Genomic DNA, 24,763 nt, shown 5'->3' with positions numbered 1-24,763 from the left:
GCGTCGCGCGCGCGGACGTAACGGCACGGGGGTGGTCCATGGCGCCGCAGAGCAGCACCGGAGCAGACGCGGAAGCGGAACTTCCCGAGTATGCCGGGCACTACCTGCTGGAGTCGTGTCTCGGCTCGGGCGGCATGGGCGTCGTACATCTGGCCCGCAGCACCTCGGGAAGGAAACTCGCCGTCAAGGTCGTGCATGCCGAGTTCGCCAGGGATCCCGAGTTCAGGGGGCGGTTCCGGCAGGAGGTGGCCGCGGCCCGGCGGGTGAGCGGTGCGTTCACCGCGCCCGTGGTCGATGCCGATCCGGAGGCCGCACGGCCCTGGATGGCGACCCAGTTCATCTCCGGGCCCACGCTCTCCGAGCAGGTCAAGCGGAACGGGCCCCTGGATGCAGAGCAGTTGCGCCGGCTGATGGCGGGGCTGGCCGAGGGACTGCGGGACATCCATCGTGTGGGGGTCGTGCACCGCGATCTGAAGCCGAGCAACGTGCTGCTCGCCGAGGACGGTCCCAAGGTCATCGACTTCGGCATCTCCCGGCCGAAGGACAGCGAACTGCGCACCGAGACCGGCAAGCTGATCGGTACGCCGCCCTTCATGGCGCCCGAGCAGTTCCGGCGGCCCCGGGAGGTCGGGCCCGCCGCCGACATCTTCGCGCTCGGGTCGGTCATGGTCCACGCGGCCACCGGGCGGGGGCCGTTCGACTCCGACAGTCCTTATGTCGTGGCCTATCAGGTCGTGCACGACGAGCCCGACCTGGCCGGTGTGCCCGCCGGTCTGGTGCCGCTGGTGTCGCGGTGTCTGGCCAAGGAGCCCGAGGAGCGGCCCACGCCGGACGAGCTGATGCGCGAACTGCGGTCCGTCGCCGCCTCGTACGACACGCAGGCGTTCATCCCGGCACAGCGGACGGCCGGCGGCGCCGCACGGCCCGGGCCCGGTTCCTCTGCGTCCGGGGCGGGTTCCTCGGCGTCCGGGGCGGGTTCCGTGGGGGCCGGTCCCGGTGCGTCCGGGCGTCCGGCCGGCGCCCGCCGGGTCCGGCGGACGGCTGCCGGGGTCGTCGCGCTGGGCGTCGTGGTGACGGCCGTCGTCCTGGCCGTCCAGCGGGGGGAGCGCGACCCGGGCCCCGACGGCGCCGGCCGTGCGCACAGCGCGGCGGCCGAGGTCCGTGCCTGGGAGTCCGCGGCGGTGGCGGGGGACACGACCGCGCCCCAGTGCTCGTACGGCGAAGGGACGTTGTTCTGCGGGCAGCAGGGCACGGTGTTCGCCCTGGACGCCGGCGACGGCGGTCTGCTGTGGCGGCACTCCGTCTCCGCGGCCCGGCGCAGCACCCCGCCGGTCCTGTCCGGCGGGACGGTGCAGCCGCTGAGCGAGGAGAGCCGCCGTCTGGAGGCGCTCGACCCCTCGTCGGGCACGGTCCGCTGGCAGCGGGACATGCCGCGGTCCGGCGGGATGCAACCCGCCGGGGACATGCTGCTGTTCACCGCCGCGGACGGGACGGTCACCGGCGTCGACGGCGCGTCCGGCGCCACCCGGTGGAGCCGTCGTGTCCCGGGCCACGGCTCGCCCTGGTTCGTGTCGTTCGCCGGGGACCCCCTGGCGTACGCGACGAGCTGGTCCGGCGACGGGTTCAGCGAGGTCGCCGCCGTGGTCCCGGCGACGGGCGCGGTGGCGTGGGAGAAGCGGCTGAAGGGGACGCTGAAGCCCGTCGGCTCCCGGAACGGGTCGCTCTACTTCCTCGCGGCGGACGAGCTGTCGGGGGACACGGGCGCCGTCGTCCGCTACACGCCGGCCACCGGGAAGGTGCGCCGGGTGGAGCTGCCCGTACCGCGTGCGGCGGCGCGGGCGGGGGTCCAGGGCGACACGGTCCACATCCTGTCCGCCGGAGGTTCCCTGGAGGCCGTCGACATGACCGCGGGGAAACGGACGTGGCTGCTGGAGACGTCCGTGAGCAGGGGTTCCGCTCCCGTCGCGGACGGCCGGCGGGTGTACTTCGTCGCTCCCGACGGCCGGCTGTTCGCGGTCGCCGCGCGGGACGGACGCCTTCTCGGCCAGACTCCGCCGCGCCCGGGCCGCGCCTCGGACAAGGTGCCCGGTGATCTGCCCGAGCCCGTCGTCACCGCCGACCGCGTGTACGGCTCGGCGCCCGACGGCACCGTCTTCTCCGTGTCCGCCCGCGACCCCGACGCCTGGAAGTGACGCGAAAGGGGCCGCCTCCCCGGGAAGGGAGGGCGGCCCCGTCGGTCGCGGGGGCGTCAGCCCAGCTTCGTCACGTCGCGGACCGCGCCCTTGTCGGCGCTGGTCGCCATCGCGGCGTACGCGCGCAGGGCCGCGGACACCTTGCGTTCGCGGTCCTTGGGGGCGTACGCCCCGCCCAGGGCCTGCTCGCGCCGGGCGAGTTCGGTGTCGTCGACCAGCAGCTCGACCGTGCGGTTCGGGATGTCGATGCGGATGCGGTCGCCGTCCTCGACGAGGGCGATCGTGCCGCCGGACGCCGCCTCCGGGGAGGCGTGGCCGATCGAGAGGCCCGAGGTGCCTCCGGAGAAGCGGCCGTCGGTGATCAGGGCGCAGGTCTTGCCGAGGCCGCGGCCCTTGAGGAAGGACGTCGGGTAGAGCATCTCCTGCATGCCCGGGCCGCCCTTGGGGCCCTCGTAGCGGATGACGACGACGTCGCCGTGGGTGACCTGCTTGTTGAGGATCTTCTCGACGGCCTCCTCCTGCGACTCGCAGACGACCGCCGGGCCCTCGAAGGTCCAGATGGACTCGTCGACCCCGGCCGTCTTCACCACGCAGCCGTCGACGGCCAGGTTGCCCCTGAGGACGGCGAGGCCGCCGTCCTTGGAGTAGGCGTGCTCGACGGAGCGGATGCAGCCGTTCTCGGCGTCCGTGTCCAGCGTGTCCCAGCGCTCCGACTGGGAGAACGCCTCCGCCGAGCGGACGCAGCCGGGGGCCGCGTGCCAGAGTTCCACGGCCTCCGGGGAGGGCGAGCCGCCGCGGACGTCCCAGGTCTTGAGCCAGTCGGCGAGGGAGGAGCTGTGGACGGAGTTCACGTCCTCGTTGAGCAGGCCGCCGCGGTGCAGCTCGCCCAGCAGCGCGGGGATGCCGCCGGCGCGGTGCACGTCCTCCATGTAGTACGTACGGGTCTTGGCGACGTTCGGGGCGACCTTCGCCAGGCAGGGCACCCGGCGGGAGACCGCGTCGATCTCGTTCAGGCCGAACGGGACGCCCGCCTCCTGGGCGGCGGCCAGCAGGTGCAGGATCGTGTTGGTGGAGCCGCCCATCGCGATGTCGAGGGCCATGGCGTTCTCGAAGGCCGCGAACGTGGCGACGGAGCGCGGCAGGACCGTGTCGTCGTCCTGCTCGTAGTAGCGGCGGGTGACGTCCATGACCGTGCGGGCCGCGTCCTCGTACAGCCGGCGGCGGGCGGTGTGGGTCGCGAGGACCGAGCCGTTGCCGGGGAGGGACAGGCCGATCGCCTCGGTGAGGCAGTTCATCGAGTTGGCGGTGAACATGCCGGAACAGGACCCGCAGGTCGGACAGGCGTTCTCCTCGATACGGAGGATGTCCTCGTCCGAGATCTTGTCGTTCACGGCGTCGGAGATCGCGTCGACCAGGTCGAGGGTGCGGACCGTGCCGTCGACCAGGGTGGCGCGGCCGGCCTCCATGGGGCCGCCGGAGACGAAGACCGTGGGGATGTTCAGGCGGAGCGCCGCCATCAGCATGCCCGGGGTGATCTTGTCGCAGTTGGAGATGCAGACCAGGGCGTCGGCGCAGTGCGCCTCGACCATGTACTCCACGCTGTCCGCGATCAGGTCGCGGGAGGGCAGGGAGTAGAGCATGCCGCCGTGGCCCATCGCGATGCCGTCGTCGACGGCGATCGTGTTGAACTCGCGCGGGATGCCGCCCGCCTCCTTGATCGCCTCGCTGACGATCCGGCCGACCGGCTGGAGGTGGGTGTGGCCGGGCACGAACTCGGTGAAGGAGTTCGCGACGGCGATGATGGGCTTTCGGCCGATGTCCGCACCGGGTACACCGGAGGCGCGCATAAGGGCGCGGGCGCCCGCCATGTTGCGGCCGTGGGTGACTGTGCGGGACCTCAGCTCGGGCATCGTCGCTCGCTCCTTCAGAGACTGCGATCAGAGAGACTTGCGATCAGAGAGACCTCTGACTGCTAACGAGCGTACGCCGGTCATCCAGCTGCCGGGACGGCCTGTCCGGAATGCGGGACACACATCTCAGTGCGCCCCGGGGTGCGGTCCGGCCGCCGGGGGCCTCAGGAACCGGTCAGATGAAGCTGCACGACCGGCGCCAGCCGCGTGATGATCTGCTCCGGCCGGGCCGAGGCCAGCGGCTCCACCTTGATCACGTACCGCAGCATCGCCGTGCCCACCAGCTGCGCCGCCGCCAGCTCGGCGCGCAGCTCGGCGTCGGGCGCGTCCAGTTCCCCGGCGACCCGGCGCAGCAGCTGGGCGGCGACCAGATGGCGGAAGACGGCGGCGGCGGTCTCGTTGTTGACGGCGGAGCGCACCACCGCGAGCAGGGACGTCCGGGTGACCGGGTTCTCCCAGACACCGAAGAAGAAGCGGGTCAGCCGCTCCCCCACGCCGTCCCGCGGGCCGTCGGCGACGGCGTCGGCGGCGCTGATCGCGGGCGCGATGGTGTCCTCGATGGCCGCTTCGAACACCTGCTCCTTGGTGCCGAAGTAGTGGTGGACGAGCGCCGGGTCGACCCCGGCGGCCTTGGCGATGCCGCGGACGGACGTCTTCTCGTAGCCGCGTTCGGAGAACTCCGCGCGGGCCGCGGCGAGGATGCGGTCACGGGTGTCCGCGGACTCGGTGCGCGGCGGCCGGCCCCGGCGCCGGGAGGTCCCCGCGGTCATCGCTCCGAAACCTTCGCCGACGTCGCCAGGTGCAGCCGGGTGAAGGCCAGGGCCTCGGCGAGGTCGGCCTCCCGCTCCGCGCCGGACATCGCCCGGCGGGTGTTGACCTCGATGACGACATGGCCGTCGAAGCCGGTCGCCGCGAGGCGCTCCAGGACCTCGGCGCAGGGCTGGGTGCCGCGTCCGGGCACGAGGTGCTCGTCCTTGGCCGAGCCGCGGCCGTCGGCGAGGTGGACGTGGCCGAGCCGGTCGCCCATGCGGTCGATCATCTGGGTCGCGTCGGTGCGGGCGGTCGCGGTGTGGCTGAGATCGATCGTGAAGTGCCGGTAGTCGTCCTTGGTGACGTCCCAGTCGGGGGCGTACGCGAGCATCTCGCGGTCGCGGTAGCGCCAGGGGTACATGTTCTCGACGGCGAACCGCACGTCGGTCTCGTGGGCCATCCGCCAGATTCCGCCGACGAAGTCGCGGGCGTAGGAGCGCTGCCAGCGGAAGGGCGGGTGGACGACGACGGTGGTCGCGCCGAGCCTCTCGGCGGCCGTGCGGGCCCGCTGGAGCTTGGTCCAGGGGTCCGTCGACCACACGCGCTGGGTGATCAGCAGGCAGGGGGCGTGCACGGCGAGGATCGGCACGCCGTACTGGTCGCTGAGCCGGCGCAGGGCCTCGATGTTCTGGCTGACCGGGTCGTTCCAGACCATGACCTCGACGCCGTCGTAGCCGAGGCGCGCGGCGATCTCGAAGGCCGTCGCCGTCGACTCCGGATACACCGAGGCCGTCGACAGCGCGACCTTCGCATCCGGGATCCGCACGACTGGGTTCGCCACGAGCTACAGCGTACGTGGGTCTGCGGGGCAGGCCCGGCGGACGGTCGCCGATTCGCCGTTCCCGGCCCCCGCCGCGCACGGCCGCGGGGCGTCCGCGGTGCTCCGCACCCCCGGCGGATCGTCCCTCATGTCGGCATGTGGTCCAGTTTGCGGAGGATGACGCCCTCCCGCAGGGCCCACGGGCAGATCTCCAGCCTCTCCACGCCGAAGAGGTCCATCGCGCCCTCGGCCACCAGCGCGCCCGCGAGGAGCTGGTTGGCGCGGCCCTCGGAGACCCCGGGCAGTTCGGCGCGCTCGGCCGTCGACATGGCGGTCAGCCGGGGCACCCACGCCTCCAGCGACTCGCGCTTGAGGTCGCGCTGGACGTAGAGACCGTCGGTCGAGCGGGCGGCCCCGCCGATACGGGCGAGCTGCTTGAAGGTCTTGGAGGTGGCGACGACGTGGTCGGGGGCGCCGAAACGGCTGAATTCACCGACCGTACGGGCGATCTGCGCGCGGACATGGCGGCGCAGGGCCCTTATGTCCTCGGGGTCGGGCGGGTCGCCCGGGAGCCAGCCGGCGGTGAGACGGCCGGCGCCCAGGGGGAGGGAGACGGCGGCGTCGGGTTCCTCGTCGATGCCGTAGGCGATCTCCAGGGAACCGCCGCCGATGTCCAGGACCAGCAGCTTCCCGGCGGACCAGCCGAACCAGCGGCGCACGGCGAGGAAGGTGAGGCGGGCCTCCTCCGCGCCGGTGAGGACCTGGAGCTCGACCCCGGTCTCGGCCTTCACGCGCGCGAGGACGTCGTCGGCGTTGCTGGCCTCGCGCACGGCGGAGGTCGCGAACGGCAGGATCTCCTCGACACCCTTGTCCTCGGCGGCCTGGAGGGCGTCGAGGACGACGGCGATCAGCTGGTCGACCCCCTCCGGGCCGATGGCTCCGGCCTCGTCGAGGAGTTGGGCCAGGCGCAGGTCCGCCTTGTGCGAGTGCGCGGGCAGCGGGCGCGCGCCGGGGTGCGCGTCCACCACCAGCAGATGCACCGTATTGCTTCCCACGTCGAGGACACCGAGTCTCATGTACGGAACGCTACTGCCCGCGCGGTGGTGCTCCCTCCCCCCGGACGTCTCCGGACCGGTCCCGGCAGGGGTGTCCGGCGACTTACCCTGGACGCGTGCCAAAGACGAAAAAGGCGAAGGACGACAAGAAGGCCAAATCGGCCGAGGAGTCTTCGCGGGCGAGAGCACCGAAGCAGCCGGCGAAGGCCCTGGAAGGCGATGAGAAGGGACTCGACTTCGCGCGTGCGTGGGTGGAGTTCCCTGATCCGGCGGACGACGAGCAGATCTTCCGCTGCGATCTGACATGGCTGACCTCCCGTTGGAACTGCATCTTCGGAAGCGGCTGCCAGGGCATCCAGGCGGGCCGCGCGGACGACGGGTGCTGCTCGCTCGGCGCCCACTTCTCCGACGAGGACGACGAGAAGCGGGTCGCCGGGTATGTGGCGCGTCTCACCCCGGAGATCTGGCAGCACCACGACGAGGGCACCCGGCACGGCTGGGTCTCCGAGGACGACGAGGGCTCCCGCCAGACGCGCCCCTTCGACGGCTCGTGCATCTTCCAGAACCGGCCCGGCTTCGCCGGCGGCGCGGGCTGCTCGCTGCACATCCTGGCCCTGAAGGAGGGCCGGGAGCCGCTGGAGACCAAGCCGGACGTGTGCTGGCAGCTGCCGGTCCGGCGCACGTACGACTGGATCGACCGGCCCGACGACACGCGTGTCCTCCAGGTCTCCATCGGTGAGTACGACCGCCGCGGCTGGGGTCCGGGCGGCCACGACCTGCACTGGTGGTGCACCTCGGCGACCTCGGCGCACGGCGCGGGCGATCCGGTGTACGTGACCTACCGGCCGGAGCTGACCGAGCTGATGGGCAAGGCCGGCTACGACCGGCTGGTCGAGCTGTGCGAGCAGCGGCTGGCCTCCCAGCTGCCGATGGTGGCGCCGCACCCGGCGGACCCCACCGGCTGATCGCCGTACGGCCTACGGCACGGGCGGGCTCGGGTCGTCGCCGCCGCCGGGCGGCGGCGTCGGACCCGGGTCGGTCGGCTCGGGGCTGCTCGGGGTCGGTTCGGGGGCGGGCGACGACGGCGGCGGCTCGCTGGACGCCGGCGGGTCGGTGGGTACGGACGCCGTCGGGGTGGGCGTCGGCGCGGGCGGGGTGGGCTCACCGGAGGCGGTGGGCCGAGGACCGGGACCGGAGGGGCGGGGCGCGGTGCCGTAGCCCTCGATGGAGACGACGGACCCGGCGGGCGCCACCGCCACCCGCGCCAGCCAGTGGCCGGAGGGCTCGCGCAGATGGTCCACGTACACCTTGATCGTCAATGATTCGCCGGGGCGCAGCGTTCCCGAGGACCGGCTCAGGTACAGCCATCCGGCCCCGGTGGACGCCGACCAGCGCACGGGCTCGTCCCCGGACGCGGTGAGGGTGATCAGCGTCGTGGCACCGCTGGTGCCGGCCGTGACCGCCAGCTGCCCGGCGCCCTTCTCCCCGGCCCCGTTGACGCTGACGACCTCCACGGAGACATCGGGCCGGGCTCCCTTCCCGAAGCCTCCTCCGGGTTCGGTGCGGGCGTTGCCGGCGTTCTCGTAGCCGCTGCCCGCCACCGCCCCGTCGAGGCCGCCGGGGCCCTCCTCCCGGCTGGCGGTGGCGCCCGGGCCGCCCTCTCCGTCGCCGCCGAGCGGCTCGCCCCGGTAGGCGGACCACAGGGCGATCACCGGAGCGGCGACGACGGTGGCGACCACCGTCGTCGTGACGGCACGCGCGCGGAGCCGGTCGCGCCGGGCGGCCCTGTCCTTCGGATCCATCGGGAAGCCGCGCCGGTCGAACCGGGGCGCGTCCGCGCCCCGCGCGCGCGGGTGGTGCGCCATGGCCGCGTGCAGCGCCGCGCGCGGGGCCTCCAGGACCGGAAGCTCCTCGGGTGTGACGGTGGCCCCGGGCCAGCGGCCGGGCACGGCACGCTCGGCCGCCCGCCGGCACCGGGGGCAGTCGTCGACATGGCGCACCAGCTCACGCCGCAGGGCCGTGCTGAGCACCAGCTGCCGGTCGCCGGTCAGCCGGCCCACGGCCGGGCAGGAGCCCGTCTCCACGACGGCGAGCACCGCGCGGGTGCGTTCCACCTCGCACGCGGCGGAGGCGAGCAGCTCACGAGCGGCCGTGAGCTCCATGCCCAGCACGGCGGCGACCTCGTGCGCGGCGAGGTGGTGGCGCACGGCCAGCTCCAGGGCCTCACGCTGCTCCGGTGTGGTCCCGGCCGCCTCCGGCCAGGCCAGCAGGGCCAGTTCGCGCTGCCGCTGTTCCCGGGCCTCCTCCGACACCGCCGGACCGGCCGACGGCACGGGGCGCGGCCGGGGGCCGTGCCGCCCCGCCGCGTGGGTGGCCTGACGTTTCTGCTTGGCCTCGGCCATCTTGCGCAGACACGCCCAGCGGGCCAGCGCGTACAGCCATGCCCTGCGGTCGTCCGCCGCCTCGGGGGCGCGGGTGCCGCGCCGCTCCGCCAGCGCCAGGGCGTCGCCGAGAGCGGCCGTGGCGGCGTCGTGGTCGCACAGGACGGACAGGCAGTAGGTGAACAGCCCGTCCATGTACGGCTCGTGACGCGCGGGCGTCCGCTGCGCCAGCGTGCGGGCCGCACCACGGTCACGCGCCTCCCGGTGCGCTCGGTGTGCGCCGGTGGTGCGGGTCGAGGTCTCCGGGCTGCTGCTCATCACCCGTGCGACCGTAGGCGGCCGAAGGCATGCCGTTCCGGCCCCTTGAGCACATTTACTCCGTACGGGTGAAACGATCCCTCATAAGGGGACAGCGTCCCCCGCATCCGTGGCCCGTTCTCGACGAATCTGGCCGGTTACCTGCGCGGCACCGGACGGGACGGCCCCGGGACCGGGCCCGTCACCTGCGCGGCAGCCGGACGGGACGACCTCCGGATCCGGCCCGTCACCTGCGCGGCAGCCGGACGGGACGACCTCCGGGGCGGACGGTCACCTGCGCGGCAGCCGGACGGGACGACCTCCGGGGCGGACGGTCACCGACACGGCGGCCGGGCGGGACCGCCCCGGGGCGGACGGGGCGCACCGGCCTCCGGCGGGGCCCGCGGGGGCGCTCACGACCCCGTTGTCGGACCCGGCCGCTACGGTTTGACCCATGGCTGCCCGTACGAAGACCACCAAGGACCGACCGTCCTACCGCTGCACGGAATGCGGCTGGCAGACGGCGAAATGGCTCGGCCGCTGCCCCGAGTGCCAGGCATGGGGCACGGTCGAGGAGTACGGCGCCCCCGCGGTCCGGACTACGGCGCCCGGCCGGGTGACCAGCTCCGCCCTCCCCATCGGCCAGGTCGACGGCAGGCAGGCCACGGCCCGCACCACCGGCGTCCCGGAGCTGGACCGGGTCCTCGGCGGCGGTCTCGTCCCCGGCGCGGTCGTCCTCCTCGCCGGCGAACCCGGTGTGGGCAAGTCCACTCTCCTCCTCGACGTGGCCGCGAAGTCGGCGAGCGAGGAGCACCGCACGCTGTACGTCACCGGTGAGGAGTCCGCCAGCCAGGTCAGGCTGAGGGCCGACCGCATCGGCGCGCTGGACGATCATCTGTACCTCGCCGCCGAGACCGACCTGTCCGCGGTGCTCGGCCACCTGGACGCGGTGAAGCCCTCGCTCCTGATCCTCGACTCCGTGCAGACCGTCGCCTCCCCGGAGATCGACGGCGCCCCCGGCGGCATGGCCCAGGTCCGCGAGGTCGCCGGCGCGCTGATCCGCGCCTCCAAGGAACGCGGCATGTCCACCCTCCTGGTGGGCCATGTCACGAAGGACGGCGCCATCGCCGGCCCGCGCCTGCTGGAGCACCTCGTGGACGTCGTCCTGCACTTCGAGGGCGACCGCCACGCCCGTCTGCGTCTGGTGCGCGGTGTGAAGAACCGCTACGGCGCCACGGACGAGGTCGGCTGCTTCGAGCTGCACGACGAGGGCATCACGGGCCTGGCCGACCCCAGCGGACTGTTCCTGACCCGTCGTGCCGAACCGGTGCCCGGCACCTGCCTGACCGTCACCCTGGAGGGCCGCCGCCCTCTGGTCGCCGAGGTCCAGGCCCTGACGGTGGACTCCCAGATCCCCTCGCCCCGCCGCACGACCTCGGGTCTGGAGACCTCCCGGGTCTCGATGATGCTGGCGGTGCTGGAACAGCGGGGCAGGATCAGCGCGCTGGGCAAACGGGACATCTACTCCGCGACGGTCGGCGGGGTGAAGCTCTCGGAGCCGGCCGCGGACCTGGCCGTGGCCCTCGCCCTCGCGTCGGCGGCCAGCGACACCCCCCTGCCCAAGAACCTGGTGGCGATCGGTGAGGTCGGCCTCGCCGGCGAGGTGAGACGGGTCACGGGCGTGCAGCGCCGGCTCGCGGAAGCCCACCGTCTGGGCTTCACCCACGCGCTTGTACCGGGCGACCCCGGCAAGGTCCCTCCGGGCATGAAGGTGCTGGAAGTGGCGGACATAGGGGACGCCCTGAGGGTCCTGCCGCGCTCCCGTCGCCGAGAGGCCCCCCAGGAGACGGAGGACCGCCGGTAGACTTTGCCCTGGTCTCGCCCGTCCGTACGAACCGAGTGCGCATACGGGAGCGCCCCAGAACCTGCGACCGGAGGAGTGCAGTGGCAGCCAACGACCGGGCAGCAGCTCCCGGAAAGTCCGGTGGGAGTGCCGGTTTGGATGGCCTGATGCGCGCCTCCCTGAGCGCCGTGGCACCGGGCACCGCCCTGCGTGACGGCCTGGAGCGGGTACTCCGGGGCAACACCGGCGGTCTCATCGTGCTCGGCTCGGACAAGACGGTCGAGGCGCTGTGCAGCGGCGGTTTCGTGCTGGACGTGGAGTTCACCGCGACGAGGCTGCGCGAGCTGTGCAAGCTCGACGGCGGCATCGTGATCTCCTCGGACCTGTCGAAGATCCTGCGCGCGGGCGTCCAGCTGGTCCCGGACCCGACGATCCCGACGGAGGAGACGGGCACCCGCCACCGCACGGCGGACCGCGTCTCCAAGCAGGTCGGCTTCCCCGTGGTGTCGGTGTCGCAGTCGATGCGGCTGATCGCGCTGTACGTCGACGGCCAGCGCCGTGTCCTGGAGGACTCGGCGGCGATCCTGTCCCGGGCCAACCAGGCCCTGGCGACCCTGGAGCGCTACAAGCTCCGTCTGGACGAGGTCGCGGGCACGCTGTCGGCGCTGGAGATCGAGGACCTGGTGACGGTCCGGGACGTCTCCGCCGTGGCGCAGCGTCTGGAGATGGTCCGCCGCATCGCCACCGAAATCGCCGAATACGTGGTCGAACTGGGCACGGACGGCAGGCTCCTGGCCCTCCAGCTGGACGAGCTGATCGCGGGCATGGAGCCGGAGCGCGAGCTGGTCGTACGGGACTACGTGCCCGAGCCCACCGCCAAGCGCTCCCGGACGGTCGACGAGGCCCTGGCCGAACTCGACGCGCTGACCCACGCGGAGCTGCTCGAACTGTCCACGGTGGCCCGCGCGCTGGGCTACACCGGCTCCCCCGAGACGCTCGACTCGGCCGTCTCCCCGCGGGGCTTCCGCCTGCTGGCGAAGGTGCCACGGCTGCCCGGCGCGATCATCGACCGCCTCGTCGAGCACTTCGGCGGCCTGCAGAAGCTGCTGGCCGCGAGCGTGGACGACCTCCAGACGGTCGACGGCGTCGGCGAGGCCCGCGCGCGGAGCGTGCGCGAGGGGCTGTCGCGGCTGGCGGAGTCGTCGATCCTGGAGCGGTACGTCTGATCCCGGAGCGGTACGTCTGCGGATCGGTACGTCTGATCCCGGAGCGGTGACTCCGGGACGCGGCGGCGCGTCGGTACGACCCGGCGCACCGGTCGTCGTGATCACCGGTGCTCGCGATCGCCGTTCGTCATGGTCCGCCTGCGCCTGTGACGATCCTGCGCCCGTGATGAGCCTGTACCCGTGATGAGCCTGCGCCCGTGATGAGCCGATGAGCGGGCGGGGCGGGCTCGGCGGTCTCAGTCCGCCTTCAGCACGAACGAGGTCTGCGCCTTGGCGAACCCCGGGGACCGTGCCTCCACCAGGTACGTTCCCGCCCCGGCCGACCCCGCCGGGGGCGTCCCGCACTCGGGGGCGCTCGGCTTGCGGTCCCACTGGACGGTGTAGGTGATGCTGCTGCCGGCGGGGACCCGGTAGACAAGGCTCCCGGCGCCCTTCGGGCAGTCGGACGAGGACCAGTAGGCGTCGTCAGTGCTGGCCTGAGTGATCGTCAGCACAGCTCCCCTGGGACCGAGGTCGACCTTGCAGTCGCTCCCGGAGGAGTTCTTCGCGGTGACCTGGAAGGCCGGGGTCTGGTCGGGCGAGTAGGAGTTGTGCCGGCTGCGCAGGCTCAGCGTCACGGTGTTCGCGGTGCAGCCGGGCAGAGCGGAACCGGCCGGCACGGTGCCGACCGAGCCGCCGCCGCTGTCGACGGCACCCCCGGCGGAACCCGACCCGCCGGCACCGGAGCCGTTGCCGCCCGGGTCCCCGGAGCCGTTCGAGTCGTCACCGGTGCCGCCGCCCGAGTCCGAGCCGGAGCCCGAACCGCCTCCGGATCCCGACTCGTTGGAGTCTCCGCCGCCCGACTCGTCGCGTCCGCCCGGGGCTTGGCTGATCGCCGGACCGGAACCGGAGGGTCCGGGGGTGATCGTGGACGGGGCGGGATTCTTGCCGTTGCTGCCGCCGGCGTTGTTCTTGCCGCTGTCGCCCGAGATGACGATCCAGGCCGTCAGCAGCGCCAACACGGCGAACACGGACACCAGAACGACCCTCCGTCGCCAGTAGATGGAGGAGGGGAGCGGCCCGACCGGATTGCGCAGAGATCCCACGGCGCAAACTGTACGAGAGATCGGCGTCTTGTCCCGCCCCACCCGCCGCTGAGGCGGCAACTTTTCCGGATCATCATTTCGGACGGGTATTCCCGCCCCCTGCCGATCGTCGGACCGGACACCCGACGATCGCCGGGTGTGACCGACACGGGCTCCCGCCTACCGTCCGTCACCATGAACGACGCCGAGCTCTACCGCGACATCACCGAACTGGCCCGGGACACCCCCGCATGGGTCCAGCACCTGGCCGAGGCATGGACCGAGGCAGGGCTGCTGCTCTTCGCCGGGCTGTTCGCCGCCGCCTGGTGGCGGGCCCGCCGCGACACCCCCCGTGCGTTCGCCATCGCGTTCCTTGCACCTCTGGCCACAGCTGTGGCGTACGTGTGCAGTGAGGTCCTCAAGTCGGCTTTCGCCGAGGAACGCCCGTGCCGGGCCGTCGCCGGAGCGGCGCGCTCGCTCACGGACTGCCCGCCGACGGGCGACTGGTCCTTCCCCAGCAACCACGCCACGATCGCGGGCGCGGCGGCCGTGGCCCTCGCCCTCACCGGACGCGCCCTGCTCCTGGTGACGGCGCCGCTCGCCCTGCTGATGGCGTTCTCACGCGTGTTCGTCGGGGTGCACTATCCGCACGACGTCGCCGCCGGGCTCCTGCTCGGCGCGCTCGTCGCCGTCACCGCCGTACGCCTGGGCGCTCGGCCGGCGACCGGGCTGGCCGAGACGATGCGGGGGTCGTCCCGGCCGGTTGCCGTCTGGTTCGCGGGGCGCCCCTGACCTGCCGGAGCTCCCGCGGCATGCCGGCCTTCCCGCGGTCGGCGCCGGTCCGGGAGGCGGGGCCTCAGGGCTCTTCCGTGAGGCCCCGGGCCTCCAGCAGTCCCGCCTCGTACGCCACGATCGCCGCCTGCACCCGGTTGCGGACGCCGAGCCGGTCCAGGACCGCGCTCACGTACGCCTTCACCGTGCCCTCCACCAGGTGCAGCCGGGCGGCGATCTCGGGGTTGGACAGCCCCTGGCCGACCATGCCGAGCACCTCACGCTCGCGCGGGGAGAGCACGGCGACACGCGCGCGTGCGGCCGACTCACGGCCGAGCCTGCCGCCGTCGGCCGCACCGGCGCCGAGGCCGTCGAGGAGATCCCGGGCCACCTTCGGCGACAGAAAGGCGGCACCGGCCGCGACCGCGCGGACACCCGCGATCAGCTCGTACGGATCACCGGACTTCAGCAGAAAGCCCGTCGCCCCGCCTCCGAGGGCGCGGGCCACATAGGCCCGTTCGGAGAAGGTGGTCAGCATCGCGACGGCCGTGCCGGGCAGGGTCCGTACGATCTCCTCCGCGGCCGCGAGCCCGTCCAGGCGGGGCATGCGGATGTCGAGCAGGGCCACGTCGGGGCGATGGGCACGCGCCAGTTCGACCGCCTCGTGGCCGTCTCCCGCCTCGGCGACCACGTCGGTGCCGCCGTCGCTGGCGAGGATGGCCCGTACGCCCGCCCGCACCATCGCCTCGTCGTCGGCCAGCAGCACCCGGATCACCGCGTCCACTCCTTCTGCCACTCCTTCTGTGTCCGCTCCTTCTGTCCCCCGGCTCCGCTCTCCCCGGTGGGCGTGCCGGTCGCCCCGGCGCGCGGTACGACGTCCTTGGAGACCAGCCGCCCCCGCTCGAAGCAGAGCCTGAAGTGGTCGACCGAGGTGAGGAGTTCGCCGCCGGCGCGGTAGTAACGGCATTCGGCTCCGGGCGGCGCGGCCGGGGCCCGTTCGACGGGCGGGTCCGCGACCGCGAGGTCCGGCAGAACCCGGCCGACCTCCTCGGCCGGGGTGCCGAGGCGCAGGCCCGCGTAGGCGGCGGGAGGCAGGACCGAGTGCGTCTCCGTGTACGCGTACCAGGCGAAGCCACCACCGGTGAGAACGGCCCCTGCCACGGCGGCCGCCCCGATACCGAGAGCCGCACGACGGCGGGCCCGCAGGAAAGGGGCCCGGGAGGCGAGCCGGGGCGGCGGCGCGGGGGCGGCTTCGGCCGGGGCGGCGGCGGGTGAGCCGACCGCGGGTGAGCCGGCCACGGGTGAGCCGACCGCGGGTGAGCCGGCCGCGGGTGAGCCGGCCGCGGGTGAGCCGGCCGCGGCGAGGCCCGTCCCCTCCGCAGGTACATACGCGTACACCCGGAACCCCTCGCCCTCCGCCCGCGCCGAGAAGTCGCCGCCCACCGCGGCGACCGCCGCCCGCAGACCGAGGAGGCCGGAACCGCCGGAGGACGGGGAACTCTCGCGGGTGGGACGTCCGTTGGTGATGACGACGGTCGTACCCGTCTCCTCCCGGGCCGCCACCACCCGGACCGGAGCGCCGGGTGCGTGCCGGGCCGCGTTGGTGAGGGCCTCGCGCACCACGCGGTACAGCATCCGTTCGGCGACGGAGTCGGCCTCACCCGTCCCGGGCGTCTCCGTCCCTGCCCGCTCCCTTCCTGCCCGCTCCGGTCCGGCCCGCTCCGGTCCGGCCCGCTCCGGTCCGCGCGCCTCCCAGCGCACGTCGAGCCCGGAGTCGGCCGCCCGTGCGACGAGTTGCTCCACGCTCTCGCCCGCGGGCGCCAGCGGAAGCGGTTCGTCGTCCTCGCGCAGGACGCCGATGATGCGGTGGAGCCGGTCGGTCGCGTCCGAGGCCGCCGCGCGCAGATCGGCCGCCGCCTCGCGGTGGTGTGCGGGCAGGTCGGCCGCGACCTGGAGAGCGCCCGCGCGCAGGGCGATCAGGCTCAGTTCATGTCCCAGGGAGTCGTGCATGTCCTGGGCGATACGGGCCCGTTCGCGCAGGCGTGCCCGCTCCTCGGCGAGACGCTGCTCGCTCTCCAGACGGGCGGCCCGTGCCCACCCGGCCTCGGCCAGCTGACGGCTCTGCCGCCGGTGACGGCCGCCCAGCCAGGGAAAGACACAGCAGAACAGCAGCGTGCACATCAGCACCAGCCACTCCGGCGCCGGGTCGACACCGAGGAGGGCGATGCGCACGGTGCCCGCACAGCCCACGGCCGCGAGAACGGTCGCCGCCTCCCGCACCCGGGGTGCCCGCAGCCCCAGCAGCAGAGCGAACACCCCGAGCGCGGGCACGTAGGAGACGGTGAACAGGGCGGGCGCGAGGAGGAGGCTCAGCGTGGCCGTCAGCGCGAACGCGGCCGGCGGACTCCGGCGCGCGAGACCCGCCGCCAGCGCGAGCACGGCGAGCCCGCCGGCCGACTGCCACTCCGGCCGGACCTCCTCCAGCCCGAGCCGGCCCGACACCGTCGGGGGCACGGCGAGGGCGAGCCACAGCAGGACCCCTTCCAGCAGCCGCCCGGCCGAAACCCGCGGGGAGCCGGCCACGGCCGACGCGTCCGACGGCGCCACCGGCCCGGACTCCGGCCCCGGCCCCGGCCCCGGCCCCGACCCCGACCCCGACCCCGACAGTCTCGACCCCCACGACCCCGGCCTCCGCCCCGGCCGAAGAAGACACCGCAGACGTTCCATCCGTCCGACGCTACAAGCGCCCGGCAGGCCCGCGCCCCTGCCGATCGTCAGGTGCCCGTCCTCCCTCGGGTGGCGGTCCGCCCGCCGGGCCGCCCCCGCATGGCAGGATCGGAACCGTCATGACTGCGCCCACGAAGCCCCCGCACAGCACGCCCCTCCCCCACGACAGGACCGGCGTGGCCGGAGAGGACACCGCCATCGGCTCAGCCCGCGGGGCGGATCTGCATGCACCGGTCATCGACTGGTTCGACGAGCACGCCCGCGACCTGCCCTGGCGTCGCCCGGAGGCCGGCGCCTGGGGGGTGATGGTCAGCGAGTTCATGCTCCAGCAGACGCCGGTCAACCGGGTGCTGCCGGTGTACGAGCAGTGGCTGGCCCGCTGGCCGCGCCCGGCCGACCTCGCGGCCGAGGCACCCGGCGAGGCCGTACGGGCCTGGGGCCGGCTCGGCTACCCCCGCCGCGCACTGCGGCTGCACGGTGCCGCGGTCGCCATAACGGAGCGGCACGGCGGGGATGTGCCGTCCGACCACGCCCAGCTGCTCGCGCTGCCGGGGATCGGCGAGTACACGGCGGCCGCCGTGGCGTCGTTCGCGTACGGCCGACGGCACGCGGTGCTCGACACCAATGTGCGGCGGGTGTTCGCGCGCGCGGTGACCGGCGTGCAGTACCCGCCGAACGCCACCACGGCCGCCGAGCGCAGGCTGGCCCGTGCGCTGCTGCCCGAGGACGAGGCGACCGCCGCCCGCTGGGCCGCCGCCTCGATGGAGCTGGGCGCGCTGGTGTGCACGGCGAAGAACGAGACCTGTCATCGCTGCCCGATCGCGGCGCAGTGCGCGTGGCGGCTCGGGGGCAAGCCCGAGCACGACGGCCCGCCGCGCCGGGGCCAGACGTACGCGGGCACCGACCGCCAGGTGCGCGGCAAGCTGCTGGCCGTGCTGCGTGAGGCTCACGCCCCGGTGCCGCGGGCCGCGCTGGACGCCGTGTGGCACGAGCCGGTGCAGCGCGCCCGCGCCCTGGACGGGCTGGTGGCCGACGGTCTGGTCGAGCCACTGGCGGGCGGTCTGTACCGGCTGCCACAGAGCTGACACACCGTCCGGCAGGGCCGTGACGGTTCGGCCGGACGGTTCGGCCGGACGGTTCGGCCGCCTTACGGACGACCTCCGCCTCACGAACGACCTCCGCCTCACGGACGACGGCCGTCACGAACGGTCGTGGTCACAGACAACAGCCGTACCGGTCACGGGCAACAGCCGTCCCGGACAACCTCCGTCACAAACGGCGACTGTTACGAACGACAGCCGTCACGAACGGCCTCCGTGACAGACGTCCGTCGGCCTCACCGCGCACCGAACACCCCAAACCGGGGTGATCCGGTGGCGCTCCTTACCCCGCGCCTACTTCTGTTACACAACCGACGGACAGCCGCGCGCTCCCCGCAGGCTGCTTCGGACAGCCCCGTGACAACCCCTCCGTAGCTTCATGTCAGACCACACGGAGTGTCGCGGCGGCGGTGGGACCGCCGGAGTACGGGGAAGCGGGAGGCGGTTGATCATGGCGCAGGGCGAGGTGCTCGAGTTCGAGGAGTATGTCCGTACCCGGCAGGACGCGCTGCTGCGCAGTGCGCGCCGGCTGGTCCCGGACCCGGTCGACGCCCAGGACCTGCTCCAGACCGCGCTGGCCCGCACGTACGGCCGCTGGGAGGGCATCGCCGACAAGCGGCTGGCGGACGCCTACCTGCGCCGGGTGATGATCAACACCCGGACCGAGTGGTGGCGGGCGCGCAAGCTGGAGGAGGTGCCGACCGAGCAGCTCCCCGAGCCCTGCGTGGACGACTCCACCGAGCAGCACGCCGACCGCGCCCTGCTGATGGACGTGCTCAAGGTGCTCGCCCCGAAGCAGCGCAGTGTGGTCGTGCTGCGACACTGGGAGCAGATGTCCACGGAGGAGACGGCCGCCGCTCTCGGCATGTCGGCCGGAACCGTCAAGAGCACGCTGCACCGGGCCCTCGCCCGGCTCCGTGAGGAGCTGGAGTCCCGCGATCTCGACGCACGCGCGCTGGAGCGTGAGGAGCGGGAGCGTTGCGCGGCCTGACCGGCGCGGAACCGACAGGGAACTCAGGACGCCCAGGGCGCTCGGGACACCCCGCGGGCCCCGGGCGTGCGGCACGACCCGGGCGGGGCCGGGACTCGTGGCAGGCGGTGAGCACGGCGGCGGCCGGGTTCGCCGCCGTCGCCCTTGTCGTCTCCGCCTGTTCCACCGGCGGCACCGGAACCCGCGACGAGGGCCCGGCCCACGACACCGGCGTGTCGGGTGCGGCGGCGTCCCCGTCCGCGCCCGCGGCGGCCGCGCCACGGGTGAACGCCGTCCGGCTGGTGCAGGAGGACCCGCTGGTCTCGGCGGCGATCAAGCGGGGTCTGCGCCCGTGCGTCGGCGACGAGTACCCGGTCGACGTCTCCTACGGGGAACTGACCGGCGGATCGGTCGACGACGTCGTGATCAACGTGTTGACCTGCGGTGACACCGTCGGTGTCGGGTCGTACGTGTACCGGCGGGAGGGCGGCCGCTACGAGAACGTCTTCCGGATGGAGGAGCCGCCCGTCTACACCGAGATCGACCGCGGCGACCTGCTGGTGACCAAGCAGGTGTACGACAAGGGCGACGCGGTGACGGACCCGTCCGGGGAAGACGTGATCACCTACCGCTGGACGGCCGGCCGTTTCGTCGCACGGCACCACTGGCACAACGACTACGGCACCACCGCCCGGGGCGGCGAGCCCGCCCCGGTGCCCGAGAGCAACTGACGGAGCAGCCGGATGGCAGACCAGACCCACGTCCTGTTCGTCGAGGACGACGACGTCATCCGCGAGGCCACCCAGCTCGCCCTGGAGCGGGACGGTTTCGCGGTCACCGCCATGCCCGACGGACTGTCGGGGCTGGAGGCGTTCCGCGCGCGGCGCCCGGACATCGCGCTGCTGGACGTGATGGTGCCCGGCCTGGACGGGGTGAGCCTGTGCCGGCGGATCCGTGACGAGTCGACGGTGCCGGTGATCATGCTGTCGGCGCGGGCCGACGCCATCGACGTCGTCCTGGGGCTGGAGGCGGGCGCCGACGACTATGTGACCAAGCCGTTCGACGGAGCCGTGCTGGTCGCCCGGATCCGCGCGGTGCTGCGGCGGTTCGGGCACGCGAGCGGCGGCGCGCAGGCCGAGGAGGCCGACACCGCGGTGGGCGGGGTGCTGGCCTTCGGCGACCTGGAGGTCGACACCGACGGCATGGAGGTGCGCCGGGCGGGCCGGCCGGTGGCGCTGACCCCGACCGAGATGCGGCTGCTGCTGGAGTTCTCCTCGGCGCCGGGCACCGTGCTGTCCCGGGACAAGCTGCTGGAGCGCGTGTGGGACTACGGCTGGGGCGGCGACACCCGGGTCGTGGACGTCCATGTGCAGCGGCTCCGTACGAAGATCGGCCAGGACCGCATCGAGACGGTGCGGGGCTTCGGCTACAAGCTCAAGGCGTGAGCGGGCGGGGACAGGGCACAGCGGTGCGGTGGAACGGCCTCGGCCGAGGACAGGACAGCGACAGGGACAGCGACAGCGGCCCCGACGGCGACGGGCAGAAAGGGACCGGCTTCGGCCTCACCCGCCACGGCGACGGCCATGGGCGGACCGGTCCGGGCCGCACCCGCGACGGCGGCGGCCACGGGCGGACCGGTCTCGGTCCGGAGGCCGGCGGCAGGCCCGGTCCCGCGCTCGGCCGACGGCCCGGGGGGCTGCGCGGCGGGCTGGGGCAGCGGCTCGACGACGGGAGTCTGCGGACGGGGCTGCGCTGGAAGCTCAGTACGGCCATCGCGCTGGTCGGCGCGCTGGTGGCGGTCGCGCTCAGCCTGGTCGTGCACAACGCCGCCCGGGTGTCGATGCTGGACAACGCCCGCGACCTCGCCGACGAGCGGGTGCAGATAGCGCAGCGGAACTACGAGCTGACCGGCCGGCTGAACTTCCCCAACGTCGTGCTCGACGACCCCGATCTGCCGGCCGAGCTGCGGGAGAGGGTGGAGCTCGGACGGCGGGCCACGTTCGTGTCCGACAGTCCGGACGGACCGCCCGACATATGGGCCGCGGTGCCCGCCACCGACGGTCATGTCCTGTCCCTGCACACCGGTTTCCCCGACCGCAGCGACGACATCCTCGACGACCTCGACCAGGCGCTGGTCATCGGCTCCATCGCGGCCGTCCTCGGCGGCAGCGCGCTCGGGGTGCTGACCGGCGCGCAGCTGTCCAGCCGGCTGCGCAAGGCGGCCTCGGCGGCGAACCGGGTCGCCAAGGGCGAGACGGAGGTGCGGGTGCGCGAGGCCATCGGCGGGGTCGTCCGCGACGAGACCGACGACCTGGCCCGGGCGGTGGACGCGATGGCCGACGCCCTGAAACAGCGTCTGGAGGCGGAGCGCCGGGTCACCGCCGACATCGCGCACGAGCTGCGCACCCCGGTGACGGGCCTGCTCACGGCGGCCGAGCTGCTGCCTCCGGGCCGGCCCACCGAGCTGGTGCTGGACCGGGCGAAGGCCATGCGCACCCTGGTGGAGGACGTGCTGGAGGTGGCCCGGCTGGACGGCGCCTCGGAGCGGGCGGAGCTCCAGGACATCATGCTGGGCGAGTTCGTCGCCCGGCGGGTGACGGCCAAGGACCCGAACGCCGAGGTGCTGGTCGTGCACGAGTCGGAGGTCACGACCGACCCCCGGCGTCTGGAGCGGGTGCTGTTCAACCTGCTGGCCAACGCCGCCCGGCACGGCCGCCCGCCGATCCAGGTCACCGTCGAGGGCCGGGTGATCCGTGTCCGCGACCACGGGCCCGGTTTCCCCGAGGACCTGCTCGCCGAGGGTCCGAGCCGCTTCCGCACCGGCAGCGTGGACCGCGCCGGACACGGTCATGGCCTGGGCCTGACCATCGCGGCGGGTCAGGCACGGGTGCTGGGCGCCCGGCTGACCTTCCGCAACGTACGGCCGCCGGGTGCTCCGGACCAGATGCCGGCCGACGGCGCGGTCGCCGTGCTGTGGCTGCCGGAACACGCGCCGACGAACACGGGCAGCTACCCGATGCTGCCGCCGTCCGGTGAACGGGGACGCTCCGGCGGCCGGTGACCCCGGCACCGGTCGCACTCCGGCGGCCGGTGACTCCCCGGTTGCAGGTGCCCCTCGGCGGCCGGGCCCCCGGCCACCGGCCGCACTCCGGCGGCCGGTGGCACTCCGCGGTCCCCGGCCCGGAACTCGTCGAAGAGGTCCGGCGCCGGAGCCCGCAGCGACGCCCTCGGCACGGCAGGCCCCCCGGGGCGGACACTCCCGGGGGGCCTGCGAGGCGTGTGGGCTGAGAGGCTCGGGGCCGTCGGCGCGGCTCGGCGCCTTCGGACGGCTCCGGACGTCAGAGCCGTGCGGCCGTCAGACGGCCTCTCCGACGGGGGCCTGCCGCTCGGCGGCGTCCTTCCCTTCGGTCTTCTGCGGTCCCGCCCCCTTCAGCGGCACCTCCTTGACGAACACCGACGCCACCAGCGCGATCACGGCCACGATCGAGCCGAGCAGGAACGCCCCGTGCGTGCCGGAGGACACCGCGTGCTGGTAGGCGTCGCGGGCCGCCTCCGGCAGCTTGGCCAGGCTCGCCGCGTCCAGCTGGGCGGACTGCTCGGTCATCCGGGAGCCCAGTGCCCCGGCCCGCTCGGCCATGACGTCCTGGACCCGGTGGTTGAACAGGGCACCCATGATCGCGACGCCGAAGGAGGAGCCCAGGGTGCGGAAGAGGGTGGTGGAGGAGGAGGCGACGCCCATGTCCTTCAGCTCCACGCTGTTCTGCGCGACCAGCATGGTGATCTGCATCAGGAAGCCCATGCCGGCGCCGAGGACGGCCATGTAGAGGCCGGAGGTCAGCCGCGAGGTCCCGGTGTCCATCAGCGACAGCAGGTACAGGCCGGCGACCATCAGGACGCCGCCCGCGACGGGGAAGAGCTTGTAGCGGCCGGTGTTGGTGGTGACCCGGCCGGCGATCATCGACACGACCAGCATCGCGCCGAGCATCGGCAGCAGGAGCAGACCGGAGTTGGTGGCGGAGGCGCCCTGCACCGACTGCTGGTAGAGCGGCAGGAAGAGGACCGCGCCGAACATCACGAAGCCGGTGATGAAGCCGATGACGGACATCAGCGTGAAGTTGCGGCTGCGGAAGATGTGCAGCGGCATGATCGGCTCGGCGGCCCTGGTCTCCCAGAACAGGAACCCGACGAGCGCGGCGACGCCGATGCCGGTCAGCTCCATGATCCGCGCGGACGTCCAGGCGTACTCGGTGCCGCCCCAGGTGGTGACCAGGACGATGGACGTGATGCCGACGGTGAGCAGCGCGGCGCCGATGTAGTCGATACGGGCCTTGGACGCCTTCTTCGGCAGGTGCAGCACCGCGCCGACGGCGGCCAGGGCGACCACGCCGAGCGGCAGGTTGATGTAGAAGGCCCAGCGCCAGCCCCAGTGGTCGGTGATGGTGCCGCCGACGAGCGGACCGCCGATCATGGCCAGAGCCATGACACCGGCCATCAGGCCCTGGTACTTGCCGCGCTCGCGCGGCGGCACGAGGTCGCCGATGATCGCCATCACGCCGACCATCAGACCGCCGGCGCCGAGGCCCTGCACCGCACGGAAGCCGATCAGCTGGCCCATGTCCTGGGCCATGCCGCTGAGCGCGGACCCGGCCAGGAAGATCGCGATGGAGGTGAGGAACGCGCCCTTGCGCCCGTACATGTCGCCGAGCTTGCCCCAGATGGGCGTCGACGCGGCGGTGGCCAGGGTGTACGAGGTCACCACCCAGGACAGATGCTCCAGCCCGCCCAGTTCGCCGACGATCGTGGGCATCGCGGTGCCCACGATCATGTTGTCGAGCATCGCGAGCATCATCGCGATCATCAGTGCGAGCAGGACGACCCTGACGCTCTGTGGCCGTTTCCCGCTGTCCTGCACGACTTCCTTGGTGTCCGCCATGGTCTCCCCCAGCGCCTGCAACTTACTAGCCGACCGGCTAGTTTTCTCCGATGCGAGAAGGTAGCCTCCTAACTAGCCGGGCGTCAAGTAAGTTAATCCGCACGAGCTGATTTCCGCCGCAGCGCGAGGAGTAAGAGGATGGGCGTCACGATGGACGGCACAAAGCAGCGCCGCGGCAACACCCGCCAGCGCATCCAGGACGTGGCCCTCGAACTCTTCGCCGAGCAGGGCTACGAGAAGACCTCCCTGCGCGAGATCGCCGAGCGGCTGGAGGTGACCAAAGCAGCGCTCTACTACCACTTCAAGACGAAGGAGGAGATCGTCGTCAGCCTCTTCGAGGACCTGACGAAGCCGATCGAGGAACTCATCGAGTGGGGCCGGCGGCAGCCCTCCACCCTGGAGACCAAGCACGAGATCGTACGGCGCTACAGCGCGGCCCTGGCCGGGGCGTCGCCCCTGTTCCGCTTCATGCAGGAGAACCAGGCGACCGTACGGGACCTGCGGATCGGCGAGCTCTTCAAGGACCGCATGCGCGCACTGCGCGACATCGTCATCGACCCCGACGCCCCCCTGGTCGACCAGGTGCGCAGCGTCAGCGCGATCTTCACCCTGCACGCCGGGATGTTCTTCCTGCAGGACATCGAAGGCGACCCCGAGGACAAGCGCAACGCTGTCCTGGAGGTCGCCCTGGATCTGGTGACTCAGGCGCACTCGGGCGCCTGAG

20 protein-coding genes are annotated in these 24,763 nt (G+C 73.3%); 11 read left to right on the top strand and 9 right to left on the bottom strand.

Annotated elements, in window-relative coordinates:
* The first annotated feature begins 38 nt into the window (after positions 1-38).
* Entirely contained in the window at positions 39-2,192 is a 2,154-nt protein-coding gene (locus tag ACIQGV_RS13510) for a serine/threonine-protein kinase (protein WP_402494074.1), read from the top strand.
* Between the two features lie 56 nt (positions 2,193-2,248).
* Here the strand turns inward: ACIQGV_RS13510 and ilvD are convergent, their stop codons facing one another.
* From ilvD to ACIQGV_RS13490, 4 genes are all read right to left on the bottom strand, one after another.
* On the bottom strand, positions 2,249-4,102 hold the full coding sequence (gene ilvD / locus ACIQGV_RS13505) for a dihydroxy-acid dehydratase (RefSeq protein WP_402494072.1): 1,854 nt from the start codon (positions 4,100-4,102) through the stop codon (positions 2,249-2,251).
* 164 nt (positions 4,103-4,266) lie between these two features.
* The gene (locus ACIQGV_RS13500) at positions 4,267-4,872 is read right to left on the bottom strand and encodes a TetR family transcriptional regulator (RefSeq protein WP_402494070.1); all 606 of its coding nucleotides are present in this window, start codon (positions 4,870-4,872) and stop codon (positions 4,267-4,269) included.
* Positions 4,869-5,693, bottom strand: a complete 825-nt coding sequence (locus ACIQGV_RS13495) for a sugar phosphate isomerase/epimerase family protein (RefSeq protein ID WP_402494067.1) — start codon at positions 5,691-5,693, stop codon at positions 4,869-4,871. The genes ACIQGV_RS13500 and ACIQGV_RS13495 overlap by 4 nt, the downstream gene beginning before the upstream one ends.
* Before the next feature lie 125 nt (positions 5,694-5,818).
* Entirely contained in the window at positions 5,819-6,748 is a 930-nt protein-coding gene (locus ACIQGV_RS13490) for a Ppx/GppA family phosphatase (RefSeq protein WP_402494065.1), read from the bottom strand.
* A gap of 95 nt (positions 6,749-6,843) precedes the next feature.
* Here ACIQGV_RS13490 and ACIQGV_RS13485 point away from each other — a divergent pair, with 95 nt between their 5' ends.
* Positions 6,844-7,692, top strand: coding sequence for a hypothetical protein (locus ACIQGV_RS13485; RefSeq protein ID WP_402494062.1), 849 nt, complete (start codon positions 6,844-6,846; stop codon positions 7,690-7,692).
* A gap of 12 nt (positions 7,693-7,704) precedes the next feature.
* Here ACIQGV_RS13485 and ACIQGV_RS13480 read toward each other — a convergent pair whose 3' ends face one another.
* Positions 7,705-9,429: a hypothetical protein gene (locus ACIQGV_RS13480; RefSeq protein ID WP_402494059.1), complete on the bottom strand. Its 1,725-nt coding sequence runs from the start codon at positions 9,427-9,429 to the stop codon at positions 7,705-7,707.
* Between the two features lie 430 nt (positions 9,430-9,859).
* On the opposite strand from ACIQGV_RS13480, the gene radA reads away from it, so the two are divergent.
* Entirely contained in the window at positions 9,860-11,269 is a 1,410-nt protein-coding gene (gene radA / locus ACIQGV_RS13475; RefSeq protein ID WP_402494057.1) for a DNA repair protein RadA, read from the top strand.
* An 80-nt stretch (positions 11,270-11,349) separates the two neighbouring features.
* On the top strand, positions 11,350-12,474 hold the full coding sequence (gene disA, locus ACIQGV_RS13470; protein ID WP_402494055.1) for a DNA integrity scanning diadenylate cyclase DisA: 1,125 nt from the start codon (positions 11,350-11,352) through the stop codon (positions 12,472-12,474).
* A 236-nt stretch (positions 12,475-12,710) separates the two neighbouring features.
* On the opposite strand, the gene ACIQGV_RS13465 is transcribed toward disA, so the two are convergent.
* Positions 12,711-13,559: a hypothetical protein gene (locus ACIQGV_RS13465; RefSeq protein ID WP_402494053.1), complete on the bottom strand. Its 849-nt coding sequence runs from the start codon at positions 13,557-13,559 to the stop codon at positions 12,711-12,713.
* A 174-nt stretch (positions 13,560-13,733) separates the two neighbouring features.
* Between ACIQGV_RS13465 and ACIQGV_RS13460 the strand changes: the two genes are divergently transcribed.
* Complete coding sequence (locus ACIQGV_RS13460; protein ID WP_402494050.1) at positions 13,734-14,330, top strand: phosphatase PAP2 family protein; 597 nt, start codon at positions 13,734-13,736, stop codon at positions 14,328-14,330.
* A 64-nt stretch (positions 14,331-14,394) separates the two neighbouring features.
* Here ACIQGV_RS13460 and ACIQGV_RS13455 read toward each other — a convergent pair whose 3' ends face one another.
* Together ACIQGV_RS13455 and ACIQGV_RS13450 are read right to left on the bottom strand one after the other, a co-directional pair.
* Positions 14,395-15,084: a response regulator gene (locus tag ACIQGV_RS13455; protein WP_402494128.1), complete on the bottom strand. Its 690-nt coding sequence runs from the start codon at positions 15,082-15,084 to the stop codon at positions 14,395-14,397.
* The gene (locus tag ACIQGV_RS13450) at positions 15,081-16,916 is read right to left on the bottom strand and encodes a sensor histidine kinase (protein ID WP_402494047.1); all 1,836 of its coding nucleotides are present in this window, start codon (positions 16,914-16,916) and stop codon (positions 15,081-15,083) included. Before ACIQGV_RS13450 ends, ACIQGV_RS13455 begins: the two co-directional genes overlap by 4 nt.
* A 239-nt stretch (positions 16,917-17,155) precedes the next feature.
* Between ACIQGV_RS13450 and ACIQGV_RS13445 the strand changes: the two genes are divergently transcribed.
* The 5 genes from ACIQGV_RS13445 to cseC all read left to right on the top strand — a co-directional run bounded on the left by ACIQGV_RS13445 (position 17,156) and on the right by cseC (position 22,167).
* Positions 17,156-18,121: an A/G-specific adenine glycosylase gene (locus tag ACIQGV_RS13445; protein WP_402494045.1), complete on the top strand. Its 966-nt coding sequence runs from the start codon at positions 17,156-17,158 to the stop codon at positions 18,119-18,121.
* A 466-nt stretch (positions 18,122-18,587) separates the two neighbouring features.
* Positions 18,588-19,127 carry a SigE family RNA polymerase sigma factor gene (locus ACIQGV_RS13440; RefSeq protein WP_402494042.1) on the top strand — a complete coding sequence of 180 codons (540 nt, stop codon included), beginning with the start codon at positions 18,588-18,590 and terminating at the stop codon, positions 19,125-19,127.
* Between the two features lie 107 nt (positions 19,128-19,234).
* Positions 19,235-19,837 (top strand): hypothetical protein, encoded by a 603-nt coding sequence (locus ACIQGV_RS13435; RefSeq protein ID WP_402494040.1) that lies wholly within the window; start codon positions 19,235-19,237, stop codon positions 19,835-19,837.
* A 12-nt stretch (positions 19,838-19,849) separates the two neighbouring features.
* A complete protein-coding gene (gene cseB, locus ACIQGV_RS13430; protein WP_402494038.1) occupies positions 19,850-20,551 on the top strand; it encodes a two-component system response regulator CseB in 702 nt (233 codons plus the stop codon).
* 251 nt (positions 20,552-20,802) lie between these two features.
* Positions 20,803-22,167: a two-component system sensor histidine kinase CseC gene (cseC, locus tag ACIQGV_RS13425; protein ID WP_402494127.1), complete on the top strand. Its 1,365-nt coding sequence runs from the start codon at positions 20,803-20,805 to the stop codon at positions 22,165-22,167.
* A gap of 294 nt (positions 22,168-22,461) precedes the next feature.
* On the opposite strand, the gene ACIQGV_RS13420 is transcribed toward cseC, so the two are convergent.
* Positions 22,462-24,039 (bottom strand): MDR family MFS transporter, encoded by a 1,578-nt coding sequence (locus ACIQGV_RS13420; RefSeq protein ID WP_402494035.1) that lies wholly within the window; start codon positions 24,037-24,039, stop codon positions 22,462-22,464.
* A gap of 138 nt (positions 24,040-24,177) precedes the next feature.
* Between ACIQGV_RS13420 and ACIQGV_RS13415 the strand changes: the two genes are divergently transcribed.
* Positions 24,178-24,762 (top strand): TetR/AcrR family transcriptional regulator, encoded by a 585-nt coding sequence (locus ACIQGV_RS13415; RefSeq protein ID WP_402494032.1) that lies wholly within the window; start codon positions 24,178-24,180, stop codon positions 24,760-24,762.
* The last annotated feature ends 1 nt before the right edge of the window (position 24,763 follow it).

This window comes from Streptomyces sp. NPDC093094 (genome assembly GCF_044754345.1).
Lineage (GTDB): Bacteria > Actinomycetota > Actinomycetes > Streptomycetales > Streptomycetaceae > Streptomyces.
Note: the sequence above shows the minus strand (reverse complement) of the source record. Positions and strands in the feature narration are given on the sequence as shown.